Annotated in this window: 26 protein-coding genes; 18 read left to right on the top strand and 8 right to left on the bottom strand. The window is 62.1% G+C overall.

Annotated elements, in window-relative coordinates; genetic code table 11:
* Together HX786_RS14015 and HX786_RS14010 are read right to left on the bottom strand one after the other, a co-directional pair.
* Window positions 1-1,203, bottom strand: a 1,203-nt coding sequence (locus HX786_RS14015; RefSeq protein WP_178912232.1) for a sensor histidine kinase, incomplete at its 3' end; no start/stop codon positions are given.
* Entirely contained in the window at window positions 1,200-1,862 is a 663-nt protein-coding gene (locus HX786_RS14010; RefSeq protein ID WP_178912231.1) for a response regulator, read from the bottom strand. The genes HX786_RS14015 and HX786_RS14010, both read right to left, overlap by 4 nt.
* Before the next feature lie 147 nt (window positions 1,863-2,009).
* Between HX786_RS14010 and HX786_RS14005 the strand changes: the two genes are divergently transcribed.
* The 9 genes from HX786_RS14005 to phnX all read left to right on the top strand — a co-directional run bounded on the left by HX786_RS14005 (window position 2,010) and on the right by phnX (window position 11,163).
* The gene (locus HX786_RS14005; RefSeq protein ID WP_003210334.1) at window positions 2,010-2,276 is read left to right on the top strand and encodes a PepSY domain-containing protein; all 267 of its coding nucleotides are present in this window, start codon (window positions 2,010-2,012) and stop codon (window positions 2,274-2,276) included.
* Window positions 2,276-2,821 (top strand): cytochrome b/b6 domain-containing protein, encoded by a 546-nt coding sequence (locus HX786_RS14000; protein WP_003210336.1) that lies wholly within the window; start codon window positions 2,276-2,278, stop codon window positions 2,819-2,821. The genes HX786_RS14005 and HX786_RS14000 overlap by 1 nt, the downstream gene beginning before the upstream one ends.
* A 23-nt stretch (window positions 2,822-2,844) precedes the next feature.
* Window positions 2,845-4,113: an exo-alpha-sialidase gene (locus HX786_RS13995; RefSeq protein ID WP_256348682.1), complete on the top strand. Its 1,269-nt coding sequence runs from the start codon at window positions 2,845-2,847 to the stop codon at window positions 4,111-4,113.
* Window positions 4,113-4,712, top strand: a complete 600-nt coding sequence (locus HX786_RS13990; RefSeq protein ID WP_087695143.1) for a hypothetical protein — start codon at window positions 4,113-4,115, stop codon at window positions 4,710-4,712. The genes HX786_RS13995 and HX786_RS13990 overlap by 1 nt, the downstream gene beginning before the upstream one ends.
* The gene (locus tag HX786_RS13985; protein WP_177008164.1) at window positions 4,712-6,730 is read left to right on the top strand and encodes an LTA synthase family protein; all 2,019 of its coding nucleotides are present in this window, start codon (window positions 4,712-4,714) and stop codon (window positions 6,728-6,730) included. The genes HX786_RS13990 and HX786_RS13985 overlap by 1 nt, the downstream gene beginning before the upstream one ends.
* Window positions 6,731-6,857: 127 nt before the next feature.
* Window positions 6,858-7,949 (top strand): iron-containing alcohol dehydrogenase PsrA, encoded by a 1,092-nt coding sequence (psrA, locus tag HX786_RS13980; protein ID WP_178912230.1) that lies wholly within the window; start codon window positions 6,858-6,860, stop codon window positions 7,947-7,949.
* A 93-nt stretch (window positions 7,950-8,042) separates the two neighbouring features.
* Complete coding sequence (locus HX786_RS13975) at window positions 8,043-9,338, top strand: MFS transporter (RefSeq protein WP_003210345.1); 1,296 nt, start codon at window positions 8,043-8,045, stop codon at window positions 9,336-9,338.
* A 36-nt stretch (window positions 9,339-9,374) separates the two neighbouring features.
* Window positions 9,375-10,247, top strand: coding sequence for a LysR substrate-binding domain-containing protein (locus HX786_RS13970; protein ID WP_087695146.1), 873 nt, complete (start codon window positions 9,375-9,377; stop codon window positions 10,245-10,247).
* Between the two features lie 88 nt (window positions 10,248-10,335).
* The gene (phnX, locus tag HX786_RS13965; protein ID WP_178912229.1) at window positions 10,336-11,163 is read left to right on the top strand and encodes a phosphonoacetaldehyde hydrolase; all 828 of its coding nucleotides are present in this window, start codon (window positions 10,336-10,338) and stop codon (window positions 11,161-11,163) included.
* A gap of 39 nt (window positions 11,164-11,202) precedes the next feature.
* On the opposite strand, the gene HX786_RS13960 is transcribed toward phnX, so the two are convergent.
* Window positions 11,203-12,168 carry an oxidoreductase gene (locus HX786_RS13960; protein ID WP_178912228.1) on the bottom strand — a complete coding sequence of 322 codons (966 nt, stop codon included), beginning with the start codon at window positions 12,166-12,168 and terminating at the stop codon, window positions 11,203-11,205.
* Window positions 12,169-12,266: 98 nt separating this feature from the next.
* Here HX786_RS13960 and HX786_RS13955 point away from each other — a divergent pair, with 98 nt between their 5' ends.
* A complete protein-coding gene (locus HX786_RS13955) occupies window positions 12,267-13,187 on the top strand; it encodes an AraC family transcriptional regulator (protein WP_003210353.1) in 921 nt (306 codons plus the stop codon).
* Between the two features lies 1 nt (window position 13,188).
* On the opposite strand, the gene HX786_RS13950 is transcribed toward HX786_RS13955, so the two are convergent.
* Together HX786_RS13950 and HX786_RS13945 are read right to left on the bottom strand one after the other, a co-directional pair.
* Complete coding sequence (locus tag HX786_RS13950) at window positions 13,189-13,572, bottom strand: cytochrome c family protein (protein ID WP_003210355.1); 384 nt, start codon at window positions 13,570-13,572, stop codon at window positions 13,189-13,191.
* A 27-nt stretch (window positions 13,573-13,599) separates the two neighbouring features.
* Window positions 13,600-14,121, bottom strand: a complete 522-nt coding sequence (locus HX786_RS13945; protein WP_177035663.1) for a GNAT family N-acetyltransferase — start codon at window positions 14,119-14,121, stop codon at window positions 13,600-13,602.
* Between the two features lie 123 nt (window positions 14,122-14,244).
* On the opposite strand from HX786_RS13945, the gene HX786_RS13940 reads away from it, so the two are divergent.
* From HX786_RS13940 to HX786_RS13925, 4 genes are all read left to right on the top strand, one after another.
* Window positions 14,245-14,964 (top strand): SDR family oxidoreductase, encoded by a 720-nt coding sequence (locus HX786_RS13940; protein ID WP_102368176.1) that lies wholly within the window; start codon window positions 14,245-14,247, stop codon window positions 14,962-14,964.
* Window positions 14,965-15,106: 142 nt separating this feature from the next.
* Entirely contained in the window at window positions 15,107-15,484 is a 378-nt protein-coding gene (locus tag HX786_RS13935) for a response regulator (RefSeq protein WP_003210361.1), read from the top strand.
* A gap of 101 nt (window positions 15,485-15,585) precedes the next feature.
* Window positions 15,586-16,200 (top strand): biliverdin-producing heme oxygenase, encoded by a 615-nt coding sequence (locus HX786_RS13930; protein ID WP_177069715.1) that lies wholly within the window; start codon window positions 15,586-15,588, stop codon window positions 16,198-16,200.
* Entirely contained in the window at window positions 16,197-18,425 is a 2,229-nt protein-coding gene (locus tag HX786_RS13925; protein WP_178912227.1) for an ATP-binding protein, read from the top strand. The genes HX786_RS13930 and HX786_RS13925 overlap by 4 nt, the downstream gene beginning before the upstream one ends.
* Window positions 18,426-18,785: 360 nt before the next feature.
* Here HX786_RS13925 and HX786_RS13920 read toward each other — a convergent pair whose 3' ends face one another.
* On the bottom strand, window positions 18,786-20,105 hold the full coding sequence (locus HX786_RS13920; protein ID WP_178912226.1) for an ATP-binding protein: 1,320 nt from the start codon (window positions 20,103-20,105) through the stop codon (window positions 18,786-18,788).
* On the bottom strand, window positions 20,102-20,812 hold the full coding sequence (locus HX786_RS13915) for a response regulator (protein WP_177123260.1): 711 nt from the start codon (window positions 20,810-20,812) through the stop codon (window positions 20,102-20,104). The genes HX786_RS13920 and HX786_RS13915 overlap by 4 nt, the downstream gene beginning before the upstream one ends.
* 164 nt (window positions 20,813-20,976) lie before the next feature.
* Between HX786_RS13915 and HX786_RS13910 the strand changes: the two genes are divergently transcribed.
* From HX786_RS13910 to HX786_RS13895, 4 genes are all read left to right on the top strand, one after another.
* Window positions 20,977-21,765 (top strand): VacJ family lipoprotein, encoded by a 789-nt coding sequence (locus HX786_RS13910; RefSeq protein ID WP_178912225.1) that lies wholly within the window; start codon window positions 20,977-20,979, stop codon window positions 21,763-21,765.
* A complete protein-coding gene (locus HX786_RS13905; RefSeq protein WP_178912224.1) occupies window positions 21,755-22,000 on the top strand; it encodes a hypothetical protein in 246 nt (81 codons plus the stop codon). Before HX786_RS13910 ends, HX786_RS13905 begins: the two co-directional genes overlap by 11 nt.
* Window positions 22,001-22,136: 136 nt before the next feature.
* Complete coding sequence (locus tag HX786_RS13900) at window positions 22,137-24,056, top strand: alkaline phosphatase D family protein (RefSeq protein WP_177069708.1); 1,920 nt, start codon at window positions 22,137-22,139, stop codon at window positions 24,054-24,056.
* Between the two features lie 137 nt (window positions 24,057-24,193).
* A complete protein-coding gene (locus HX786_RS13895; protein WP_023659140.1) occupies window positions 24,194-25,207 on the top strand; it encodes a diguanylate cyclase in 1,014 nt (337 codons plus the stop codon).
* 4 nt (window positions 25,208-25,211) lie between these two features.
* Here HX786_RS13895 and HX786_RS13890 read toward each other — a convergent pair whose 3' ends face one another.
* Entirely contained in the window at window positions 25,212-26,240 is a 1,029-nt protein-coding gene (locus HX786_RS13890) for an amino acid ABC transporter substrate-binding protein (RefSeq protein ID WP_008438485.1), read from the bottom strand.
* Window positions 26,241-26,323 lie beyond the last annotated feature (83 nt).

The following is a 26,323-nucleotide window of genomic DNA, read 5'->3' as shown; positions in this document are numbered from 1 at the left end:
CTCCCCTTCATCAATCCCCGGCCCCGCATCCTCCACACACAGCTGCACCACGCCCGAATCCTCCTCCCGCACCACCACCCTCACCTCACTCCCCGCCGGCGAGAAATTCAGCGCATTGGTCACCAGGTTCTGCAGCGCAATCGCCAACGCTATCGGGTCCGTTTCAATCCAGCATTCCTCATCCCCTTCCAGCACCAACTCAACGCCTTTCTCCATCGCCAAGGGCGTCAGTTCCGCAAGTTCTTCGCGCACCAACTCCGTCAACGGCACACGCACTCGTACGGTGTTGTTCAACTGCGGCTCGATGCGCGCCATGGTCAGCAGTTGGCTGCCAATACGCGTCGCCCGGTCCACGCCATTCACCAGGAAGTCCAACGCCTCTCGCCGCTGCTCCTCGGTTTCCGCGCTCTGGGCGTTCTGCGCGTGAATGCGCAATATCGCCAACGGCGTGCGCAGTTCATGCGCCGCGTCCGCGATAAACCGACGCTCCCGCTCCAGCAGGTCATCCACCTGCACCAGCAGGCGGTTCAGCGCGGTTTGCATCGGTTCCAGGTCCGCCGGCAACGGTTCAAGTTGCAGCGGTCGCAACGTATTGCTGTCCCGCCCGCGAATGGCCTGGGCCATGGCGCGCAGGGGCTTGAGGCCCCAGCCGATGGTCAGCCAGATCAACAACGCCAGCAGCGGCACGCCAATCAGGATGGGCCAGAGGGTGTGGCGGATGATGCGCTGGATCACGTCCTGGCGAATGTCGTCGCGCTCGCCCACCCAGATCAGCAGGCCTTGTTGCATGTCGGCGAGCATGAACGCGCACCAGTCATTGCCGTTTTCCATCAGGTCGTGAGGCCCGAGGGTGGTGGGCGGTGCGTTGAGGATCGGCGCGTCGGTGGAGCGCACCAGCAGTTGGCCGTCGGCGCGCCATACCTGGAAGGTCAGGCGGGTTTCGTAGGGGTGCGCGGCGCCGTCTTCGCCGACACGGCTCATGGCTTGATCGAAAGCCTGGTAGAGGCGGTCCCAGTCGGCATCGCCGGGATCGCGCTGGCGCAGTACGCCTTGCAGCAAACGGGCGCTTTGGGCGAGTTGGGCGTCGTAGACTTCTTCGATTTCGTGGTGGCTGTCCCGCAGCACGAGCCAACTGATCAGGCCATCACCCAGCAGGATCAGCACCAGTACCGGAATGAGGATGCGCGCGCGGACCGAATTCATGGTTTGAGTTCCACCATGTAGCCCACGCCACGCACGGTGCGGATCAGTTCGGTGGAGAGTTTTTTGCGCAGGTTGTGGATAAGGACTTCGAGGGTGTTGCTTTCGACGCGGTCCTGCCAGCCGTACAGCGCGCGGGACAACCGCTCGCGGGTGACGACTTTGCCGGGGCGCACCATCAGTTGGTGCAGCAGTTGGTATTCCATCGGCGTGACCACAACGTCCTCGCCTTGATAACTGACCTGTTGGGTCACCGGGTCCAGGCTCACGCCCGCATGCTCCAGCAATGGTTGCGCGCGGCCCTGGCTGCGGCGCAACAGGGCGCGCACACGGGCCTTGAACTCTTCGACGTCGAAGGGTTTGACCAGGTAGTCGTCGGCGCCGGCGTCCAGGCCGGCGATGCGCTCGGCGGTGCCGTCGCGGGCGGTAAGGATCAGCACCGGCAGGTCGTATTGCCCGGCGCGCAGGGTTTGCAGGAGTGTGAGGCCGTCAAGGCGCGGCAGGCCGAGGTCGAGCAGCAGCAGGTCGAAGCTTTCGGTGCGCAACGCGTGCAAGGCGCTGACGCCATCCTGCAACCAGTCCAGGGTGTAGCCTTCGGCGCCCAGGGCCACGCGGATCCCTTGGCCAAGGGCACGATCATCTTCGACAAGGAGCAGGCGCATAACTGATTCTCTGGAGTAACCGGCGGCATGATGCCGTGTAACCGTCGAGGCTATTTCGGGAAAGATGTTACGGGCCGTTGCCAACTAAGCTTTCGCTAAGGTTGGTTTTGCACAGTGAAATCTCCCACATCTGCTGAGAGTGCTTCCATGCGCAAAATTCTCTTGCTGTCGCTGATTATCGCCAGCCCCATGGCCTTCGCCGGCCCGCAATGCACCACTGCCGAGCGCTCGCAATGGCAGGACCAGAAGGCCTTTCAGGAGCAACTCAAGGCCCAGGGCTACGAGATCAGCAAGTTCAAGGTTACTGACGGCAACTGCTACGAGATCTATGGCTTTGACAAGGACAAGCGCAAGGTCGAGATCTACCACGATCCAGTCACCGGCAAGGCCGTGAAGACAGAGATCAAGGGCTGATGCCAGCAACCTCCCTGCGCCTCTGGGACCCGGTGGTGAGGGTGTTTCACCTCTCCATCGCCGGCGTCTTTGTGGCCAATTACTTCTTCAACGAAGCAGGCGACGACTGGCACGTATGGCTGGGCTATTACGCCATGGCCTGGTTGCTGGTGCGGTTGGTGTGGGGATTTGTCGGTCCGCGCAGCGCGCGCTGGGCGGACTTCTGGCCAACACCGGAACGGCTCATGGGCCATGTGCGTTCACTGCTCAACCGCCGGCCGCAGCACCGCCTGGGCCATTCGCCCATTGGCGCGCTGGTGATGATTCTGATGTTGCTGGCGCTGCTGGCTATCGGTGCCAGTGGCTTTTTGATGCAGGAAGTCGACGCCCTGTGGGGCGCCGATTGGCCGCTGCTGTTGCACGAAACTGCCGCCAATGTACTGGCCGGCCTGGTAGGCGTGCATGTGCTGGCGGCGTTGTTTGAAAGTATCCAGGTGCGGGACAACCTGCCGTTATCCATGCTCACCGGCCGCAGGAGGCGCCTGCCGGATGACCGTGCGCAGTAATCCTTTTTCCCGACAGGTTCTCTATGCGCCCGCTTTTAATGATCTGCAGTCTGCTGGTGGTGTTTTTCGCTGCCTGGCAAAGTCATCCGCCCCACGTATTGGCGCCGTTTGCCCAAGGCCCCAAGGACAGCTCGCCAACAGAGGCCGCCCCGCAATACAGCAGCCGCTTTGTCTCCTCGCAGCTCAATGACTTTGTGCATTCCTCCTCGGTCACCGCCCTGCCCGGCGGCGACCTGATGGCCGTGTGGTTTGCCGGGTCCCGCGAGGGCGCCGCCGATGTGCAGGTGCGCACCGCGCGCTTTGACGCGAAAAGCGCCGAGTGGGGCCCGGAGCACGTATTGGCCACCCGCGAAAGCACGCGCGACGGCACGCACCGCTACATCCGCAAGCTGGGCAACCCGGTGATCGCCCTGGCACCGGACAATCGCCTGTGGATGTTCTACGTTTCGGTGTCGGTAGGCGGCTGGGCCACCAGCGCGATCAACGTGATGGTCTCGGATGACCTGGGGACGAACTGGTCGGCCCCTCGGCAACTGATCACCTCGCCTTTCTTCAATATCAGCACGCTGGTGCGCGCCGCACCGGTATTCCACGCCGACGGTTCCATCGGCGTGCCGGTGTACCACGAGTTCATGGGCAAATTCGCCGAGTACCTGTACTTGAGCCCCGACGGTGCGGTGGTCGACAAATTCCGTATCAGCCGTGGGAAGAACTCGCTGCAGCCGACCATCGTCCCGCAGGACGGCCAACGCGCCATCGCCATGTTGCGTTACGCCGGCGAAACCCATCACCGAGTCCTCGCCAGTCGCACCGAAGACGCCGGCCAAACCTGGAGCGAGCCTTACCCATTGGAACCGTCCAATCCCAACTCCTCGCTGGCAGCCGTTAGCACTGAAGGCGACGGTTTGCTCGTGGCCCTCAACGACCTGCAGGACGGCCGCTTCAAGCTCAGCCTGTACGGCACCGATGCCAAGCTCAATCAGTGGCGCACCGTGGTGGAACTGGATCAATCCCCCGACCCCTTGGGCCAACCGTTCTCCCCCGAGGCCTACAAGGAAATCATCGGCGAAGGCTTCCGCGCCTCCAGCGGTGCGCTGCGCCTGCCCCTGGAGCAACGCTTCCTCAGCAACCTGGATTACCGGGTGTGCAAGCCCCGTGGCTGCGATTTCGAATACGAGTACCCGTACTTCAGCCGCAGCCCGGACGGCATGTACCACCTGGTGTACTCGTGGAATAACACCTTTATCAAACATGTCAGCTTCAACGAAGCCTGGCTGTCGGAGCGCCTGTGATGGTTTCTGTATGGCAAGCGCATTTGAGTTTTGTGCTGTTGGGTTTTGTGCTGCTCAGCCTGTTGCGCGTCACAACACCCTGGCGCCCCTGGCTGCTGCCGGTGTTGGTGGTGGTAAGTTTTATCCCGGTCAACGAACTGCCGTTGGCGGCGTATGTGCGCAGCTTCACCGATGACCTGGCCATCAGCACCCTGGTGTTGCTGGCGTGGGTCAGCCTGTGCCGGTTGGGTGTGGTGCAGCCGCTCCAGCGCCCGCTGAAGGTCCAGGTGCTGCTGCTGTTTGGCATCCTGAGCCTGGTGCTGTACCCGGCAACGATGGGCCTTACGTATTTCGACCCCTACCGCTGGGGTTTCAACCCTCGGCCGATGATCGTGCTGATAGGCGCGGCAGCACTGTTGATGCTCTGGCTGCGTAATACGCTGGCGGTGTGGATGCTCGCGGCGGGCACCCTGGCGTTCGCGCTGCGGCTCAAGGCCTCGGAAAACTACTGGGACTATCTGATCGACCCACTGCTGACGGGCTACTGCCTGGTGGCCGGGTTGTGGATGCTGGCGATGGCTGCCTGGCGCCCTCTTTTAAAATTGCACAGAGGTCAATGATGGGATGGTTGCACTCGCGCCGCCTGCGCTACGGCGTGGGCGCGATCGGTTTGGTATTTGCGTTGCTGGCGGCACTGCGGCTGGTGTTTGTATGGGGATTTTCCGGGGTCGGCCTGAGGGAGCCCGCACTGCTGGAAACCGTGGGCATCGGCCTGCGTTTCGACCTGCGCCTGGCGGTGCTGATCCTGTTGCCCCTGGCACTGCTCGCCTGGCTGCCACGCTGGAACCTGGTGACTGTCCCCGCCCTGCGCTGGCTGGCACGGGGTTATCTGCTGCTGGCGCTGGCCATCGTCGGGCTGGTGTACATCATCGACTTCGGCCACTACGCCTACCTCGGTGTGCGCATCAACGCCACGGTGCTGCGTTACCTGGAAGACGCGCAGATTTCACAACAGATGGTGTGGGAAACCTACCCGGTGCTGTGGATAACCTTGAGCTGGCTTGCCGCCGTCGGCCTATGGACCTACGCCCTGGTTCGCCTTGAACGCATCACCCTGGATGGCGAACGCAAACCCATTGGCAAGTTGGCCATCGCATCCGTGGCCACCGTCGGCGTGATCGCGGTATTGCTGGCCCTGCTCGGCCGCGTCGCCAACCTCAATATCGAAAACCCGGTGCCCCTGCGCTGGAGCGACGCGTTCTTTTCCGGCAACAACCAGATCGCCGCCGTGGGCCTCAACCCGGTGCTGTTTCTGTACGACACCCTCAAGGTCGGCCAGTCGCAATTCGATGAGGCGCGGGTGCGAGAGCATTACCCGCAAGTCGCGAATTATCTGGGGGTCAGCCAGCCCGACCCCGAGCAGTTGAACTTCGCCCGTGAACAAGCCGTGCAGCCTTATCGGCTCAAGGGCGAGCGCCCGCCGAACGTGATCTTCGTGATGCTCGAGTCCCTCGGCACCAGCGCCGTGGGCGCCTATGGCAACCCGCTGAACCCCACGCCGAACCTCGACAAGCTGGCGAAGGAAAGCTGGTTCTTCAAACACTTCTACGTGCCCGTCACCGGCACCGCCAAAACCGTGTGGGCGAGCATCACCGGCGTGCCCGACGTTACCCGCCAGGAGACGGCAACCCGCAACCCGCTGATCACCCGGCAACACACCTTGATCAATGCGTTCGAGGACTACCAGAAGCTCTACATGATCGGCGGCAATGCCGGCTGGGCGAATATCAACGCCTTGATCCGCCAGAGCATCGACGGCGTGAAGCTGTATGACGAAAGCCACTGGCGCTCGCCACGGGTGGACGTGTGGGGCGTTTCGGATCTGGACCTGTTCAAGGAAGGCGACGAACTGCTGCGGGCCATCCCCAAGGACCAACCGTTCTTCGCCTACCTGCAAACCTCCGGCAATCACCGCCCGTTCACCATCCCCAAGACCAACGATGGCTTCAAGGTGCATGACCTCACCGTGGAACAAGTCCAGGCCGCAGGCAGCCGCAGCGTCGAGCAGTACAACGCCGTGCGCCTGCTGGACTTCAACATCGGCCGCCTGATGGAAATCGCCAAGGCTGGCGGTTACTACGACAACACCATCTTCGTGTTTTTCGGCGACCACAACACCCGAATCAGCCAGATTCCGCACATGGCGCCGGCATTCGAGCAGCTTGGGCTGGAAAGCAACAACGTGCCGATGATGATCCACGCGCCCGGCCTGCAACCCCGGGTGATCGAAGAAGCCGTCGGCCTGGCGGACCTGCTGCCGACCGTGGCCGGCATGGCGGGCATACCGTTCCGCAATGGCGCGATGGGCCGGGATATTCAGCAACCTGCGCCGGAAGGCGAGCGCGTGGTGCCGCTGGTATTGCGCGAGGGCACGTTCCCGCTGATCGGCGGCGTGACCAAGGACTTCCTGCTGCAAATGGAGCACGACGGCAGCTCGCCGACCCTGCATGACCTGGCGTCGCAAACGCCGAGGGACAATGTGGCTCAGCAGTATCCCGAGGAGTTTGAGCGGTTGCAGGGGCTGACCCGTGGCCTGCATGAGAGTGCGCGATTGATGTTGTTCCGGAACGTGCGCTGAAGTCACCTGACGGTTGGGCTGTACTATCGGCCCAGCCAATCCATCCCCACAATCTATCGATTTGAGGTCCACCTCACCCTCCCCCGACTATGGCGGCACTTCCAATAACAAAAACCAGGAACCCGCCATGACTGCCCGCTTCCACAACCCGGTAGACACCCGCTTCGGCTGGGGCTGCCTGCAAGAACTCGCCGCTCTTACCGAAGGCCAGACCGTCGCCCTCGTGACCTTTCCCGAAGCCCGCGGGCTCGGTTTGGTAGACCGCATCCAGGACCTGCTGGGTGAGCGCCTGGTGTACGTCATTGAAGACGTACAGCCCAACCCTGACGTGGCCCAACTGCGCGACACCTACGAGCGTTTCTGGCTGCAGGCCGGTGACTGCCAGGTGGTGGTCGCCGTCGGCGGTGGCAGTGCAATTGATACGGCAAAGGCCCTGATCGTCGGGACCGAGTCCGGGGATTTCGACGAGCTGCTGGCGTTGCTGGCCACCGGTAAACCTTTCGCGCCGGCCCGCCACAAGCTGTTGATTGCCGCACCGACCACCGCCGGCACCGGCAGCGAAGTCACGCCATGGGCGACGATCTGGGACTCCGCCAGCCTCAAGAAGTATTCGCTGCACCTGGACTGCACCTGGCCGACAGTGGCGATCATCGACCCGCAGTTGATGCTGACGGTGCCGGCCGGGGTCACGGTGTCCACCGGGCTGGATGCCTTGTCCCATGCGCTGGAATCGATCTGGAACGTCAACGCCAACCCAGTCTCGGACACCTTCGCCATCTCCGCCATCGAAGACATCCTGGAATGCCTGCCGCGCTTGCGGCGTGACCTCGGCAACCAGGAATTGCGCTCGCGCATGGCCTTGGCGGCGCTGAAAGCCGGCCTGGCTTTTTCCAACACCAAGACCGCCCTCGCCCACTCCATCTCTTATGAGATGACTCTGCACCACGGCCTGCCCCATGGCATCGCCTGTTCCTTCACTTTGCCGCTGGTACTGGGCCTGGCATGGGGGCACGACGCCGCGCGGGACCGCACCCTGCAACGGGTATTCGGCACCGACCTGCAGCAGGCCCAGGCGCAGTTGCGCGACTTCCTCCACAGCCTGGACGTGAAGACCGAATTTGCCGACTACGGCGTGAATGCCACCGAGGCCGAGGCGATGATCCGCTTCGCCCTGCAAGGCGCACGCGGCAAGAATTTCATCGGCGCGCAAGCGGCCTAGACTCACCGTAATTCAGTCGTTTCCTGTTGCACCTATCAAGAGTGCCCCCCAGCGGCTGCGGTCGCCGGGGCGAATAACAATAAGGAAAACATCATGAATCGTGCACACGTGCTGCCTGTTCCTGCCGTCCGTACCTCATCGTTTCGCGTAGCCCAGTGGCGCATGCTGCTGGCGGCGATGTTTTGTTATCTGTTTTTCTACACCGGCCGCCAGACCTTCGGCTTTGCCATCCCCGGGATCCAGGCCGAGTTCGGCCTGACCAAGGAAACCCTCGGCTGGGCCTCCGCGGCGATGCTTTGGGCCTACGCGATTGGCCAGGCGATCAACGGCAACCTCGCCGACAAGTTCGGCGGCCGCCGCATCATGACCCTGGGCGCGGTGCTGTCCTGCGCGGCCAACTGGGTCACCAGTTTCGCCAGCGGCTTTGCCGGGCTGATCCTGCCGTGGGGCATCAACGGTTACTTCCAGGCCCTCGGCTGGGCACCCGGCAGCCGGCTGATTTCCAATTGGTGGAGCGCCGGCGAGCGCGGCAAGGTGTATGGCTTTTATGTGTTCGCGGCCGGGTGCGCCTCGGTCCTGTCGTACGTCACCTCCATCGTGGTGCTGGAAGTGTTCCAACTGGAATGGCGCTGGATCTTCCGCCTGCCGGTGCTGTTGATGTTGGCGGGCGGCATTATTTTCTACCTGGTGGCCCGCGAGCGGCCTCAAGACATGGGCTTCGAGCCCCTGGCCGATACCGGCGTGGCGAATGCCGAAGACAAGAATCATGAAGTGGCCCACGGCGAAGTCGAATCCTCGGCGCAGCGCTACAAGGCGGTGCTGAAAAATCCGCGGCTGATCATCGCCGCGATCTCCCTGGGTTTCCAGAACGCCGCCCGCTACGGCCTGATCGTCTGGGTGCCGGTGCACTTCCTCGGGGCCAACTGGAAAAGCGGCGACAGCATGATCGACCCCAAGTGGATCACCGTGGCCCTGCCGGTGGGCATGGCCATCGGCGCCCTGAGCAACGGCTGGGTCTCGGACAAGCTGTTCGGCTCCAAACGCTACCTGGCGATCATGCTCTACATGTTCCTCGGCGCCGCCACCAGCCTGTGGATGTGGAGTTTGCCGCCCCACAGCGCAATCGGCCTGGTAGCGTTGTTCCTCTGCGGGTTCTTCGTGTATGGCCCGGCGTCGAGTTTCTGGGCGCTGTGCCCGGACCTGGTCGGCGCCAAGCGTGCGGGTACGGCCACGGGCGTGATGAATTTCTCATCCTATCTGTTCGCCGGCCTGGCGGAACCGCTGATCGGCAGTATGCTCGACAGTACCGGCAATACCTCGCTGATCTTCATCGTCGTGACCTCGGCCTGCCTGTGCAGCGCAGCGGTGGCGTTGTTTATCCGACGTTGATGACCGGCCCGGCGGACCTCAGGAACAGGACTCGTTATGTACCAGTACCACAAGTGGCTACGCTCGTTTCATGCGGTGGCGAAGACCGGCAGTTTCACCCTCGCCGCCGAATACCTGAGCGTCGGCCAGCCGACGGTCAGCGAGCAGGTCAACGGGCTGGAGAAGCAGTTCTCGGTGGAGCTGTTCCACCGTCGCGGGCGGTTTATCGAGATGAGTGCCGCCGGGCACGCCCTTTACGGGATCACCCAGGGGCTGTTCGGCCAGGAGGATGAAGCCATGCAACTGTTGCAGAGTTTCAAGCAGCGCAAGACCGGGCTGCTGCGCCTGGGCGCGGTGTCGCCGCCGATCGCGATGAACCTGACCTACGAGCTGATGCAGCGCCACCCGGACATCGAACTGGAAACCTCGTTTTCCCCGGAAAAGGAAACCCTGGACCGGCTCTTCAACTTCGATATCGACGTGGCGATCCTGGCCCTTTCGGAGTTCGACCAGCGCTTCGATACCCAGCTGTACCGGCGCTATCCGATTATTGCGGTGGTGCGCGATGACCACCCGTGGGCCCGGCAGAAAGAGGTGCACGTGGAACAGATCAGCCGCGAAAAGTGGGTGATGCGCGAGAAAAGCTCACGCACCCGGCAACTGGTTGAAGAAAGCTGCAAGCGCCAGGGCATCGCCGTGAACTGCGTGATGCAGCTGAACAGTCGCGAAGCCATTGTGCACGCGATCACCAAGGGCATCGGCATCGGCTTTGTGTCTGCCGTGGAATACGCCGAAACCCCGGGCACCACGCCGATCACCTTCGTCGACCATCCGTTTTTCATCGACTACCACTTGTGTTGCCTGGGCATCCGCCGCAACCGACCGATGATCGCCGAGCTATTCGAGGCCAGCCCGATCCCGGCCACCTGATCGTCTTGACCGTTTAAACCCTCACCAGGCGCTTACCTCTTCTTTGAGAGAGGGACGGCCTGCTCACACCTGAAAATGGAGACTTGCCATGCACTACCAACAACCTTCCAAGCTGCAAGCCGTGGTCCTGGACTGGGCCGGCACCGTCGTCGACTTCGGTTCCTTCGCCCCCACGCAGATTTTTGTCGAGGCGTTCGGCGAGTTCGGCGTCGCCGTTTCCCTGGAGGAAGCCCGCGGCCCGATGGGCATGGGCAAGTGGGATCACATCCGCACCTTGTGCAACCTGCCACAGATTGCCGAGCGTTATCGGGCGGTATTTGATCGCTTGCCGACTGACGAGGATGTCACCGCACTGTATGAGCGCTTCATGCCGTTGCAGATCGAGAAAATCGCGCTGCATTCGGCGGTCATTCCCGGCGCCCTTGAGGCGATCAACACCCTGCGCGGGCAGGGCTTGAAGATTGGCTCCTGCTCCGGGTACCCGGCGGTGGTGATGGCCAAGGTGGTCGAGCTGGCGCGACAGAACGGCTACGTCGCCGACCATGTGGTGGCGACCGACGAAGTGCCCAACGGGCGCCCGCATCCGGCGCAGGCACTGGCCAACGTGATTGCCCTGGGGGTCAGCGATGTGGCCGCGTGCGTAAAGGTCGACGACACCTGGCCGGGGATCCTGGAAGGCCGTAGCGCCGGCATGTGGACGGTGGCGTTGACCTGTTCCGGCAACGCACTGGGTTTGACCTACGAGCAATACGAGGCGCTGCCTGCTGCTGAGCTGGCGCTGGAGCGTGCGCGCATTACACAGATATTCGAGGGCTCGCGGCCGCATTACCTGATCGACACCATCGTCGAACTGCCGGCGGTGATCGACGATATCAATGCGCGTTTGGCGCGCGGAGAAACGCCGCAGGGTTCTTGATGGGCCGATGGGGTCAGTGAGCTGACCCCACACTGCGGCCTATCGCCCTGCGACAAGCTGCTCGCTAAGTATCCACAGCCGCTGCGCCAACCCGGTATCCACCGCCCACGGCCTGACACCCAACTGCTCTTCCGATTCCGCACTCACTGCCGCCGCCACATCACAGTTCTCGCAATAGACCCCGCCCATTCCCGCCAACTGCCCACTCACCGCGCACCACACACTGGTGGCCGCGCCTTGCTCCGGGGTTTTCATGTTCCGCTCAGGGTCGATCACCGGTTTCCCGTGCTCGTCGACATAGCCTGATGCCTGCAAGACTTCAGGCTTCATGTGCCGCACCAGATCGGTAATGATTCCACCGGGATGCACCGCAAAAGCCCTTACCCCACTCGCCGCACCGAGCGTATCCAGATGCACGGCGAACAGCGCATTGGCAGTCTTGGACTGACCGTAGGCCCTCCATGGATCGTAGGCCTGGCGCTCGAAATTCCAGTCGTCAAAGTCGACGGCGCCGTGCACATGCCCCCGTGAGGACAGCGTCACCACCCGTGCACCTTCGGCGCGCTGCAAGGCCGGCCACAGGCGCTGGGTAAGCAGGAAATGCCCGAGATGGTTGGTCGCGAACTGAGATTCGTAGCCCTGGGCATTGCGGCTCAGCGGCGGCGCCATGATGCCCGCGTTATTGATCAGCAGGTGCAGCGGGCAGCCTGTCGCCAGAAAGCGCACGGCAAACTGTTCGATGGACTGGGCGTCCATCAAGTCCAGGGGTTCAAGTTGCAGCTGTGGGTAAGGTTTGAGTGCGGCGCGTGCCTTGGCCAGGTCACGGGCCGGGACGATCACGCGGGCGCCCGCGGCAGCCAGGGTACGGGCGGTGACCAGGCCAATGCCGGAGTAGCCGCCCGTGACAATCGCCACCTTGCCCGAGAGATCGACGCCCCGGATGACTTCGGCGGCGGTGGTTGCTGCTCCATAGCCGCTGTGGATCGGTTTTTGTACTGTGGGCATGACAGAGTCTCCAATTGGACGTGTGGTTAACACGCTACCCCTCGAAAGCCGTACTCTGAATACTCGATTATCCCATTTACATGCGTAAAAGTACGAATATGCCCAGCGACCCGTTTTCCGAGATTCTCACGTTCGTGAATGCCCAATCGGTGATGACCGGCGGCTTCAGCGCGGGCGGCGCCTGGGCCCTGCGTTTTCCCGCGCCGGACAAGATCAAGTTTTTCGGGGTGGTGAAGGGGCAGTGCTGGTTGTGGATGGATGGCGAACTGGCGCCGGTGTTGATTGAGGCGGGCGATGTGTTCCTGCTGTGTGCGCAACGCTCGTTTGTGCTTGCAGGCGATGTGTCGGTCGCGCCTTTGGAAGCGCGGCAATTATTCGCTGACGCCGGCCGCTTCCCGCAAATCGGTGACGGCCAGGGCTGTGTGCAAATCGGCGGCTACGTGCAACTGGACCCGGAGAGTGGCGGCCTGCTGGCCAACGCGCTGCCGCCCCTGATCCACGTGCGGGCCACGTCGCCGCAAGCGACAATCGTGCAATGGCTACTCGGCCAGTTGGCACATGAGGGGCAAGCCAATTTGCTCGGGGCAAGCTTGGCGTCGGCGCAACTGGCGCAGTTGATGTTTATCCAGATCCTGCGGGCCTATGTCGAGACCTCGGGCGTATTACCCGAAGGCTGGCTGCGCACGGTCAGCGACAAGCGCCTGGCCCCCGCGCTGCGCTTGATACACAGCGAGCCGGGGCGTGCCTGGACACTGGAAGACCTGGCTACGGCGGCTGCGATGTCGCGCACCACCTTTTCGCACTACTTCAAGAGCGTTGCCGGGGTACCACCGTTGGCGTACCTGACCGAGTGGCGCATGCGCCTTGCGCAACGAGCGTTGCGCGAGGGGAATCTGTCAGTGGGCGTGTTAGCGCAGTCGTTGGGGTACGGTTCTGAAAGTGCGTTCAGCAACGCCTTCAAGCGAGTGACAGGAAAGGCCCCGAGGCATTATCGGGACGCGTGCCGTCAATCAATGTGAATTACTGCGCCTGGAACGTCGCAAGGTACGCCAGCAGGTTATCGATCTTCTCCTGGTCGCTGATCCCCCAGAAAATCATCCGGGTGCCGCTCACGACCTTTTTCGGTGCCTCGATGTAGGCGGCCAGCTTGTCCCGCGTCCAGACCACGCCTGAATTCTTCATCGCATCTGAATACTGGTAATCAGTGGTCGTGCCGGCCGGGCGGCCAATGATGCCGTTGAGCTGCGGCCCGAAACCGCCCCGGGCATTTTCGCCGACGCTATGGCAACCGCCGCAGGTTTTGCTGAATAACTTTCCACCGGCTTCGGCGTCTCCCGCCGCCGCTGCCGGCAGGCTGACGAGACCGGCAATCAGGGCGAGGCTGAATAATACGACGTACTTCATGGGTAACTTTCCATCCGTTGTGCCGGTTCAGCTGGGGACTTGCCATGACATGGCACAGCGACTGCCCGGCGCAAAACCGTGACGATACTCCTCACGCAGAGCCTCTGCCAAACGATGATCCGGCGCCAGCGAATGTGCTTGCTCAAATCCCAGCCGCTGATAAAACGGGCTGTTCCAGGGCACGTCGCAAAATGTGGTCAAGGTGACTGCCCGCAACCGGCGCGAGCGAGCCTCATTCATCACGACCTCAAGCAATTGCCGCCCTGCGCCACGGCCCTGCATGACCTGCGCCACCGACAGTTCATGGATGTGCAGGTCGTCATCAAGCATCTGTGCACTGAGAAAACCCTGGACCTGGCCAGCAGCATCCACCGCCACCCAACACGTACCCCACGCGATCAACTGCAGATGACGTTCAACACTCATGACCTCGGCATCGGCCAGCCAGCTCAAGGATTCGATCGCACGAAAGGACTGGGCCGCACTGCGCTCTATTGCAGGTAAACACACTGCGTCGGGTGCGGCGGCAAGTCGGATAACAGTCAGCATGAGGCAACCCGGGATCGTTGAAACAACTGAGATTAACATCTGGAACAGCCACTCAATTGATATCACCCCACCACTCTGCTTGCATGCCCGCTCCTCTCGGCACAGCGGTTCAGGAGACAAGCGATGAAAACCATGGTGGTCGGTGCAAGCAAAGGATTGGGCAGGGCCTTGATGGAAGGGCTGGGCGGGGTTGGGGATACGCTGATCGGGGTGTCCCGCAGTCGCCCTGATCCCTTGACGTGCAGCACTGGCGCCGAGGTGCGCTGGGTGGAAGCAGACCTTGGCGTGCCTGGCCAAGCGGCGCACGTCATCGAGCAGGCGGTGGAGGCAGGCGGGCTGGACACACTGATCTATAACCTGGGCATCTGGGAGGCGCGGGCGTTTGATCCGGCGTACAGCTATCTCACCGACGAGGACACGCAACTGGAAGCCATCGTCAGTTGCAACATCACCGCACCGCTGTTGTTGATCAAGCGGCTGCTGCCGGTGTTATTGAAGAGCCCACAGCCGCGCATCATCCTCACAGGCTCGACCTCGGGACTGCCCCAGAGCGGCCGGCCCGAAGTGGCGTTCGGCGCCTCGAAATTCGCCTTGCGCGGCATCGCCGATGCGCTGCGTGAAGGCTATCGCCAGCAACGCCTGGGTGTCACTTGCCTGAACCTGGGCTATCTGAATACCGAAGATTCCTTGAGCACCTCACGCACCCAGGCCGAACAGCGCGGTGAGGGCCAATTGATTCCGGTGCATGACGTGGTGCAGGTGGTGCGTATGGTCTTGAGCCTGTCCGGCGCCAGTTTCGTCAAGGAGCTGACGTTGCCGGCGCTGCTGGATGAACGCTTCTAGCAGGTTTCGCCAGTGGAGCGCCCTGCCCTGACGCAATTCAAAGACAACCAAATGACCACCCATCGCAAAAAAAACATCCAATCGAACCTAATCGACGGCGCCCCACTCCACCTTACTTAACCCGGATGGTGGAGTAAGGATCATGGCTCAGCCATCGATATTGGTGCTGGAAGACGACGAAATCATTCGCTCGTTGATGGTAGATGTACTGGAGGATTTCGGCGCGGTGGTGACCTCGTTCCCGTCCGCAGACGAAGGAATGATTTTTCTTGAACGAGCCAGTGATCCGGTAGACTTGATTGTCAGCGATATCCAGATGCCCGGCCTGCTCAATGGCTACGACTTGAGCAAGGTCGTCGCCCATCGCTGGCCGACGCTGCCGGTGGTGCTGACCTCGGGCAACACCGCAATGGCCTCGCAGTTGGGCAGCACCGTGCGGTTCCTGCCCAAGCCGTGGACCACCAAGCGCCTGATCGACTGCGTGCAGTCGGCCCTGGTGCAGGGTTCGCCCATGCACTGATAGCATCGCGATATCAGCCAAGGCGAACTTCACGGCGACTCCTGCGGTCAGTTATTAAGCAACCTTACATGGCCAGCAGGCCCCCAGTTCGAGTTTACTGAATGCATTCACAGGCCCATGACGTTGGTGCGCCCCCTGTACTTGAAGCCCTGCGCTCGGGTACCGCTTTACTGCACGTCGCCCTGGAAAAGCGCTTGCCGTTTTTCTCCCCGCAGCTCGATCACACTCGGTATAAACGCCTGCTCCAGGCCTATTACGGGTTCTACAACCCTCTGGAAACGACGCTGAACGACAGCGGCTTGATACCCGTGGGGTTTGATCAGGTGCTGCGTCGCAAAACTCCCACCTTGCTGACGGATCTCCACGCCCTGGGCCTGGACGCCCGAGCCATCGCCGCCCTTCCCCATTGCCTGTCGCTACCGCTCCTCGACACGCCGGCCGCCTGCCTGGGCGCGCTGTATGTGTTGGAAGGTGCCACCCTGGGCGGGCAGATCCTGCGCCGGGAAATGGCCCAGCGCCTGGGACTGGATGCCGACAACGGCGGCGCGTTTCTCAACGTGTACGGCGCTGAAACCGGGCGGCGCTGGAAAGACTTTCTCGACTACCTGAGCCATGTGCCCCTCGATGCGCACGCCAAACTGCGCGCCGTGAACGCGGCCCGCTCGACATTCAGCTGCTTTGAGCAATGGCTCGACAGCCAGGAGGTACTGCTATGAAACCCGAAGATTTTGAAGAGTTGCTTGCCAACTGTGCAGACGAGCCCATCCGCTTCCCGGGGGCCATCCAGCCCCACGGTGCGCTGCTGACCCTGTCCGAGCCAGACCTGCATATCGTGCAGGTGAGCGCCAACGTAGCCGAACTGTTCAACCACTCACCGGAATCCCTGCTGGGCCAGCCGCTGCACACATTGATCGGCATTGAACATGCCGAAGCCGTCCGGGCCATGGTCACGCAAAACAGCTTTTTCGACGCCGCACCGCTGCACATGACCCTCAACGGCGCCGAGTTCGAAGGCTTGCTGCACCGCCATCAGGATGTGCTGGTGCTGGAGTTCGAACCACGGCTCAAGGACTTCCAGCCGCGGGCATTCAATGGCCGGACCAGCAACCTGGGCAAGATGCTTCAACGCCTGCAGGCGGCGAAAACCCTGCAAGCCTTGTATGAAATCAGCGTCAACGAAATCCAGGCCATGACCGGCTACGACCGGGTGCTGATTTATCGTTTCGAAGAGGAAGGCCACGGCCAGGTGATCGCCGAAGCGTCCGCCCCGTCGATGGAATTGTTCAACGGCCTGTTCTTCCCGGCGTCTGACATCCCCGAACAAGCCCGGGAGCTGTACCGCACCAATTGGCTGCGGATCATCCCCAATGCCGATTACGAGGCAGTGCCGCTGGTGCCCAGGCTGCGCCCGGACACCGGCCAGCCCCTGGACCTGAGCTTCGCCACCCTGCGCAGCGTGTCGCCGATTCACTGCCAGTACATGAAAAACATGGGGGTGCTGTCGTCCATGAGCATCTCCCTGATGGCCGGCGACAAACTCTGGGGCCTGATCAGTTGCGGCAACCGCCAGCCGCTGCTGGTGCCCAATGATTTGCGCACCGCGTGCCAGACCATCGGCCAGGTGCTGTCGTTGCAGATCAGCGCCATGGAGGCCCTGGACCTAAGCCGCCAGCGCGAAGAAAAAGTCGAGGCCCTGGCCTTGCTCAGCCAGGCCATGCAGGCCTCGCCCGCAAACGTCTTCGATGGCCTGGCGCAGCGTCCGCAATTGCTGATGGACCTGACCCTCGCAGGCGGTGTGGCGATCATCGAAGACAAGCAACTGCACCGTTACGGCAATTGCCCGGAACCTGCGCAGATTCGCGCCCTGCACAAGTGGCTGCAAGAGGCCGGGCAGTCGGTGTTTGCCAGCCATAACCTGGCCTCGGTTTACCCGCCGGCGGCTGAATACCAGCACGTAGCCAGTGGCGTGCTGGCCATGAGCTTGCCCAAGCCGGTGGACAACGGCGTGTTGTGGTTTCGTCCCGAAGTGAAGGAAAACATCAACTGGAGCGGCGACCCGAACAAACCCCTGGACCTGGAAAGCACCGACGCGGGCCTGCACCTTCGCCCACGCACCTCGTTTGAAATCTGGAAGGTGGAGATGGCCGGCATTTCCACCAAATGGAGCCACGGTGACCGCTTCGCCGCCAACGACCTGCGCCGCTCGGCCCTGGAAAATGACCTGGCCCGCCAGGTGCTGCGTGAACAACAGGCGGTGCGCGCCCGGGATGAACTGGTGGCGGTGGTTTCCCACGACCTGCGCAACCCGATGACGGTGATCTCGATGCTCTGCGGCATGATGCAAAAGGCCTTCAGTTCCGATGGCCCACACACCTCGCGACGGATTTCCTCGGCCATCGATACCATGCAACAAGCCGCCGGGCGCATGAATGTGCTGCTGGAAGATTTGCTCGACACCTCGAAGATCGAAGCCGGGCGCTACACCGTCAAGCCGGTGGCCCTGGACGTGAGCCAGATGTTCGAGGAGGCCTATTCACTGCTCGCGCCCCTGGCGATGGAAAAGGGCATCGACCTGTCCTTCAATGCCGAACCCGGGCTGCAAATCCATGCCGACCCGGAACGGTTGTTCCAGGTGCTGTCGAACCTGATCGGCAACGCCATCAAGTTCACCCCGCGCCAGGGCAATATCGGCATCAGTGCGTTGAGCAATGGCGAAGAGATCGTGTTTTCGGTGCGTGACTCCGGCGAAGGGATCGCCCCTGATCAGTTGCCTCACGTGTTTGATCGCTACTGGACGCAAACCGAAAACAATCCCACCGGCAGCGGCCTGGGCTTGTACATCACCCAAGGCATCGTGCAGGCCCACGGCGGGCGGATCGAGGCTGAGAGTGAGTTGGGGCGAGGCAGCGAGTTTCGGTTTACGGTGCCCAAGCCGGCTTGAAACGGCGCCTCATCGAGACGGCGAAGCATATGGAAACCCAAAGGCCCGGAACGCCGGACCGGGCCAGGGCCACTGATCAGGACGCACTCAAAGGGAGGTGAATGCGCACACTTCACGTCCTTTCTAATGAGAGCCAACATCTATGTCCTTTCCAATCATTGGCAGCGCTTTCCATATCCAATCCTTCAATCAACCCACTCATTCGCCTCAAGCCACTCAACCCGTCCAACCTGTTCAGCCGGCCCTCAAACCAAACGATGAGCCCTCGCGTAGCAGCTCCAACCAGCAAATTTTTCAGTCGAATAGCGGTAATCTGACTGATCTGGGAAAAGGCAATTTGCCGTGAGGGTTTAAGCCTTCCTAAACCGGCAACACCACCACGGCGGCCAACCCGCCACACGGGCGATTCTCCAACGTCAGCGTTCCACCGTGTTCCAGGACAATCGCCCGTGCCGTGGAAAGGCCCAAACCGACCCCGCCGGTACTTTTATTGCGTGAGCCTTCCAGCCGAAAGAACGGCAGGAACACCTGCTCATGCTGCTCCTGCGGGATGCCCGGGCCACGGTCCAGTACCCGTATCGTCACCACGCCCGGACTCGGTTGCAGTTCGATTTCCGGCGCCCGCCCGTAGTGGATCGCATTGTCCATCAGGTTGGTCATCACTCGCTTGAGCCCCAGCGGGCGACCGAAATACACCAGCCGTGGCGGGCCATTGAAGGTGATGTCGATGGACTGGTCGCGGTAATCGTCAATCAGCGTTTGCAGCAACTCAGCGAGGTCAAGTTGGGTAGCCTGTTCCAGACGCGCATCGTCGCGAAAGAATTCCAGCGCGGTGTTGATCATCGCCTGCATCTCGTCGACATCCCGGAACAGGCGGTGCTGCTGGTCGGCATCTTCGATGAATTCCCCCCGCAGACGCAGGCGGGTCAGCGGCGCACGCAGGTCATGGGAAATCGCGGCGAGCATCTGGGTGCGGTCCTGGATGAAGTGCTGCAACTGCGCCTGCATGCCGTTGAACGCGAGAATCGCCTGGCGGATTTCCTGGGGGCCGACCGGCTCGATAGGCGGCGCACGAAAGTCGGCGCCGAAACGTCGCACACCCTGGGCGAAATACTGCAGCGGCCGGGCCAGGCGCCGGGTGGCGATCAGCGTGACCAGCGCGGTGGAAATCAGTACCAGCATCAGCACGATCAGGCTTCGCGGGCCTTCCGCCAGGCCCCAGCTGCGCGACGGCGCGCTGAACATCAGCCAGGATTCATCCACCAGTTGCACCACCAGCGCATAGCGCCCGCCGGGGCCAGGCCAGTCGGACGGTTCGTAGGCTTCCATCCGCCGCTCCGGCCCCTTGAGCAACTGCTTGAACACCTGGTCGGAGTGAAACCCCGGGTCTTCCAGAACCGGCACATCAATGCCTGTGCGGGTGGCCGACCAACTCACATTGAAGCTGTCATCGGCCACTGCCCGAGTCAGTTGCGCGCGCTGGGACGGCTCTGCCGCTTCGATCATCCGCACGATCACCGCGACCTTCTCCAACAGGCCGGTTTCACCCAACGGCGGCCTGGCCCAAACGCCAGCCAGTTGCACAAACAGCGCATTGAAGGCCAGCGCTGTGAGCATCGCAATCAGGATGGTCAGGGCAATCCAGCGGGCCACGGTGTCCCGAGGTTTGAAGCGGCTCATGGGCGGGTCACCGCGACGGTGAACTGGTAACCACCGTTGCGCACGGTACGAATCATCGCCGGGCGCTTGGTGTCGAACTCCAGCTTGCGTCGCAGGCGGCTGACCTGCACGTCGATGCTGCGGTCGAACGCGTCGTGGCTATGGCCCCGCGCCAGGTTCAGCAATTGCTCGCGGGTGAGCACGCGCTGCGGGTGTTCGACGAACACCAGCAGCAGGTCGAACTCCCCGGACGACAACGGGATCATCACCTGGTCCGGCGAGCGCAACTCACGGCGCGTCAGGTCCAGTTGCCAGCCGGCGAAACGAATCAGCGGGCGCGACACGTCGCCCAACGTCGGCCGGTTTTCACCCGCCCGACGCAGTACGGCGCGCACCCGGGCAAGTAATTCACGGGCATCGAAAGGTTTGCTCAGGTAATCATCGGCGCCCATTTCCAGGCCCACCACGCGATCACTCAGTTCGCCCATGGCGGTCAGCATGATCACCGGTGTTGCGTATTGCTGGCGCAGGCGCTGGCACAGCAACAGGCCGTTATCCCCCGGCAGCATCAGGTCGAGGATGATCAGGTCGGCAGGTGTACGCTCCATGGCCGCCCACAGCTCGGCGCCATTGGCGGCGGTCTCGACCGTGTAGCCATGTTGCAGGAAGAATTTCTTCAGCAGGGCGAGGACCTCGAGGTCATCGTCCACGATTAAAAGATGGCTCACCGATGGGCATCACTTGGTCTTGTCGATGCGCCATCTAAAACCATTCGACGCGGCCCGTCATATATTTCAATCGTGCAATAAAGCGTCAACGGCGCAATAAAGCAGACATCTTTGCGCAAGCTGCGGCTGCCAGCATCGGCTTCCTTTTCCCGGAGACTGACCCCATGCGCTCGCTGACGTACCCCCAGCACCTGGCTCGCCAGGCGGTGTTGTTGCTGACTGTGTCTTACCTCACAGGCTGCGCGAGCCCGGCCAACGTAACGAGTACCACACGCTGCGCACAGGTTTCCTACCCGGTGTATGACCCCGCCGAACCAGTCAACCGGGGCGTGTTCGCCTTCAACCGCGCGGTGGATGACTACGCCCTGGCGCCTGTAGCCCGAGGCTACCGATACATGCCGGAGTTTTTCCAGCAGGGTGTGCATAACTTCGCCAGCAACTTCAGCGAACCCAAGGTCTTCATCAACGACCTGCTGCAAGGCAACCCACGGCGCTCGATCAACACCCTGGGACGTTTTGCGGTGAACACCACCGTGGGGATCGTCGGCTTGATTGATGTCTCGGACCCGCTGGGCATCCCTCGCCACACCGCCGACTTCGGCCAGACCTTTGGCGTGTGGGGGATTGGCAACGGGCCGATTGTCGAACTGCCGTTGCTGGGCACCGGCAACAGCCGCGATGCGGCGGGCAAGGTCCTGAACTTCCTGGTGGCGCCGCTGGGCGACAGCGATACCGCGCAAACCCTGGGCACCATCAGCCTGGTGGGTGGCACAGTGGACACGCGCGCCTCGTTGCTGCCGCTGACCGACAGCCTGCAAAAGCTGCCGGACTACTACAGTGCCTTGCGTAACGTGGTGGCCGAACACCGCGCGGCCTTTGTGCTGGAGGGCAAGCAGGGGGCGACGTCGCCTCAGGCCGATAATTGTGCACAGGGAGCCGGCGATGATTTCTGAATCAAGCTCACTGGTCCTGCAACGTCAGGTTCGTAAACGCGGGACCAGCGCCCTGCTCTGCCGGGAGACCCGCCTGAGCCTGTCGTCGGAGCAGGGCCGCCTGGTGCTGAGCCGCTATGTCGAACAGTACAGCCCGCAGGGTGTGCGCTGGGTCGAGCGCCAGCACAGTGTGGCCCTGGCCGAAGTGCTGCGCTGGATGATCGCCGAAGGCGAGGCCTGCGCCACGCAGTCATGATTTGAGATGAAAGGTTTATAGCCGGGCCATTGGGCGCCGGGTAATTTGCCGCTCGCCCGGGTATCGCGCCTTAACAAAACGCTGACATTCAATGCGTTACCTTTTCGGCCCAACCTTGCCCAGAGCCGTTGCCTTGATGCCTCACCCCGACACACTTCCCGCTGTACTCGCCGGCCCGTTGCTGCGACGCCTGGAACCGCGGCGCCTGGTGATGTGGCTGGTGGGAAGTCGTCCCCTGGCATTGACCCTGAGGCTGCAAGTCGCCCAAGGCGCGGCGCTCGATATCGAGTTGGACGCCAGCCAATGCAAGGTGGTGCCCGTCGGGCGCCAGGCCTTTATCCATCTGATCGACGTACCGCTGGCGGAAGCCCTGCCCCAGGACGTGAGCATCGGCTACGACCTGCTGGTAAACCGTGCCGGTATCGCCGAATGGGCGCCGCACCTGCTCTACCCGGGCGCACAAGGCCCGCATTTCGTCCTGCACAGCCGCATCCACCAATTGGTCCACGGTTCCTGCCGCAAGCCCCATCACAGCGCAGCCGACGGTTTGCTGTGTGTCGACCGGCTGCTGGCCGAATCGAACACCCTGGAGGAACGCCCGGCCTTGTTGATGATGAGTGGCGACCAGGTCTACGCCGACGATGTCGCGGGGCCGATGCTGCGGGCCATTCATGCGCTGATCACGCGCCTCGGCCTGTTCGACGAACACCTCGACGGTGCCGTCGTCGACAACAGCGCCGCGCTTTATGAGCATGCCGCCAGCTACTACCATCGAGCCGACCTGTTGCCCGCCCTGAAGAGCAACGAGACCCTGCGCGAGCGTTTTTTTGGCGGGGTGAAGAAGCCTATTTTCACCAGCAGCAGCGCCGACAACCACCTGGTGACTTTTGCCGAAGTCATGGCGATGTACCTGCTGGCGTGGTCGCCCGTACCGTGGCAGCTGATCACACCGCAAGCGCCGCAACTGCGCGCCGAAGGGCACGTACGCTATGGGCACGAGCAAGTGCAGATCGACACGTTCCGTGACGGCCTGGGTGGCGTGGCCAGGGTGTTCGCCCACCTCTCCTGCCTGATGATCTTCGACGATCACGACATCACCGACGACTGGAACCTCAGCGCCCAATGGGAAGAAACCGCCTACGGGCATCCGTTCTCCAAGCGCATCATCGGCAACGCACTGCTGGCCTACATGCTGTGCCAGGGCTGGGGCAATAACCCGGATGCGTTCGATACGGTGATCGGCAAAACCCTGGCGCTCACCACACAGGCCCACGACAACTACCTGCAGCCTGTCGCTCAAGATGAGCTGGTGGATGACCTGCTGAAGTTCCAGCAATGGCATTACGTGCTGCCCACCACCCCCGCACTGGTAGTGCTCGACACCCGTACCCGGCGCTGGCGCAGCGAGTTCAACCTCAAGCAACCCTCCGGCCTGCTGGACTGGGAAGCGCTGAGCGAACTGCAACAGGAGCTGCTGGATCACCCTTGCGCGATCATCGTTTCACCGGCGCCGATCTTCGGCGTCAAGCTGATCGAAACCGTACAGAAGGCCTTCAGCTGGTGCGGCTACCCGCTGCTGGTGGACGCGGAAAACTGGATGGCCCACCGCGGCGCGGCACAGGTGATCCTCAACATCTTTCGTCACTCCCGCACACCGGGCAACTACGTGATCCTCTCGGGAGACGTGCACTACTCGTTCGTCTATGAAGTGCTGATTCGCCACCGCAATGCCGGTCCAAAAATCTGGCAGATCACCAGCAGCGGCATCAAGAACGAATTCCCGCCGCGCTTGCTGGAATGGTTCGACCGTCTCAATCGATGGCTCTACTCACCGCGCTCACCGCTGAACTGGTTCACCCGTCGCCGACTCATGCAGGTAGTGCCGCATATTCCGGAACACGCTGAAGCGGGCGAACGGCTCTGGAATTCTGCCGGGATCGGGCAGGTGTTTTTTAACCGGCAGGGGCAGCCTGAGGCGATTTATCAGCACAATGCCAATGGGGCGCCCAGGACCAGGATGGCGGCGCCTGATCAGAAGCTGAACCCAAGCAAGTAGTGGCTTTTAGCCACATCCCCACTAGACCAAAGACCCCCTTCTAAGCGCCAAGGCGCCGTTGTACAGTACCGCCAGCCACGGAGTATCGGCATCAATTTTGGCTGGCCCCAGGAGCCAGTCCACGCAGGGAGTGCGCAATGGACGATACATCCGGCAGCGAACCGTCAAGGAAGGACTTTTGCGACCTTAACGCCGACATGCTGCATGCCATCATGGAGCTGGTCAGCGACGGGATCTGGGACTGGAACGCCAACACCGGGTTCGTCTACCGCAACCCCGGCTGGTACGAAATGCTCGGCTATGCCCATCACTCCCTGGAAAACAGCGTATTCACCTGGGAAAACGTGATTCATCCCGATGACTATCCCCAAGTGATGGTGCTGTTTGATAACTACATCAACCGCCGCACCACTCACTATCAAGCCGAATACCGCTGCCGCAAGAAAGACGGCTCCTACCTGTGGATCGAAGACCGCGGCTACGTGATCGCACGTAACGACGACGGCTCGGTGGCACGCATGGTCGGCGCCCACCGCAGTATCCAGGCGCGCAAACAGTCCATCGAACAGCTGGAGCGCCGCAATCAATCCCTTGAAGCCCTGGTGGCCGAGCGCACCCGCGAGCTGTCGCGGGTCAATCAACAACTGCAGTTGCAACTGGACGAGAATCGCTCCCTGGCCGAACGCGACGCCTTGACTCGCGTGGCCAATCGTTACCGCCTTGAACGCGTCCTGCTGGAAGAGTGCGCTCGCGCCCAACGGTTTCGCCTGCCGCTGTCGCTGATCGCCATGGACATTGACGACTTCAAGCCCATCAACGATCAGCACGGCCATGCCGTAGGCGATGAAACCCTGGTGCGCGTGGTGGAATGCCTGGAGGCCTGCATTCGCCACGGCGACTTGCTGGCCCGCTGGGGCGGCGATGAATTCATGGTCATCGTGCCCAAAAGCACGTTGGAGACCGCGCGGGAATTGGCCGAGCGGATGCGCTGTGCGCTCAAGGACTTGCCCGCCGTGGGCAGTTTCAAGGTGACGTTGAGCCTCGGCGTGGTAGAGCGACGCAACGATGAGTCACCCGCCTGCCTGATGGCCAGGGCCGATCAGGCGTTGTATCGCTCCAAGGCGGCGGGCAAGGACACGGTTTCTTCGTGAAACCTCAGCGAACCGGCGGCGCGTATTGGATCCCGCCGTTGCTCCACAGGGCATTAAGGCCGCGCTTGATCTTCAGCACGCTGCCCTGGCCGATGTTGCGCTCGAACACCTCGCTGTAGTTGCCCACTTGCTTGACGATCTGCACGACCCAGTCCTTGCGCAGTTTCAGGTCCTTGCCGTAGTCACCGTCTGCGCCGAGCAAACGGGCGACGTCCGGGTTCTTGCTGGACTTGGCTTGCTCTTCAACGTTCTGCGAAGTGATGCCCATTTCCTCGGCATTGAGCATGGCGAACAGCGTCCACTTGACGATGCTGAACCACTCGTCGTCGCCCTTGCGCACCAGCGGGCCCAATGGCTCCTTGGAAATGACTTCAGGCAATACGACGAACTCATCCGGGTGAGCCATCTTGATCCGCTGGGCGTACAGCCCCGACTGGTCGGTGGTGAGCACGTCGCAGCGGCCCGCTTCGAGGCCCTTGGCACTTTCGTCAGCAGTGTCGAAGGTAATCGGCGTGTACTTCAGGCCGTTGGCGCGGAAGTAATCCGAGACGTTCAGCTCGGTGGTGGTGCCGGCCTGGATGCAGATGGTCGCGCCGTCCAGGTCCTTGGCGCTCTTCACACCGAGCTTGGTGTTCACCAGGAACCCGATGCCGTCGTAGTAGGTCACGCCGGTGAACACCATGCCCATGCCCGCGTCACGGGAACTGGTCCAGGTGGTGTTGCGGGAAATCAGGTCGATCTCGCCGGATTGCAACGCAGTGAAACGCTCCTTGGCGGTCAACTGGCTGAACTTCACTTTCGACGCGTCACCAAAGAGTGCTGCGGCGACGGCGTGGCACACGTCCACATCAATGCCGGTCATCTTGCCGTTGGCGTCCGGCACGCCAAAACCCGGTAACCCATCACTGACCCCACACTGGATAAAACCCTTCTTCTGGATCGCATCCAGGGTCGCCCCCGCGTGTGCGCTTGCGGCCAGCCCCAATAGTGCTGCGGCGGTGAATGCCGCCAACGTGGATTTCATGTGCTTCATGCAAGGCGCTCCCTGTCGGTCTTTATTATTCGGCGCCACAAACCCGCGCCGTTTATAGTGTTGCCGGTCAGTATCAACGGCTT

Origin of the sequence: Pseudomonas sp. 21615526 (assembly GCF_013386245.1) — a bacterium.
Classification (GTDB): Bacteria; Pseudomonadota; Gammaproteobacteria; order Pseudomonadales; family Pseudomonadaceae; genus Aquipseudomonas.
Note: the sequence above shows the minus strand (reverse complement) of the source record. Positions and strands in the feature narration are given on the sequence as shown.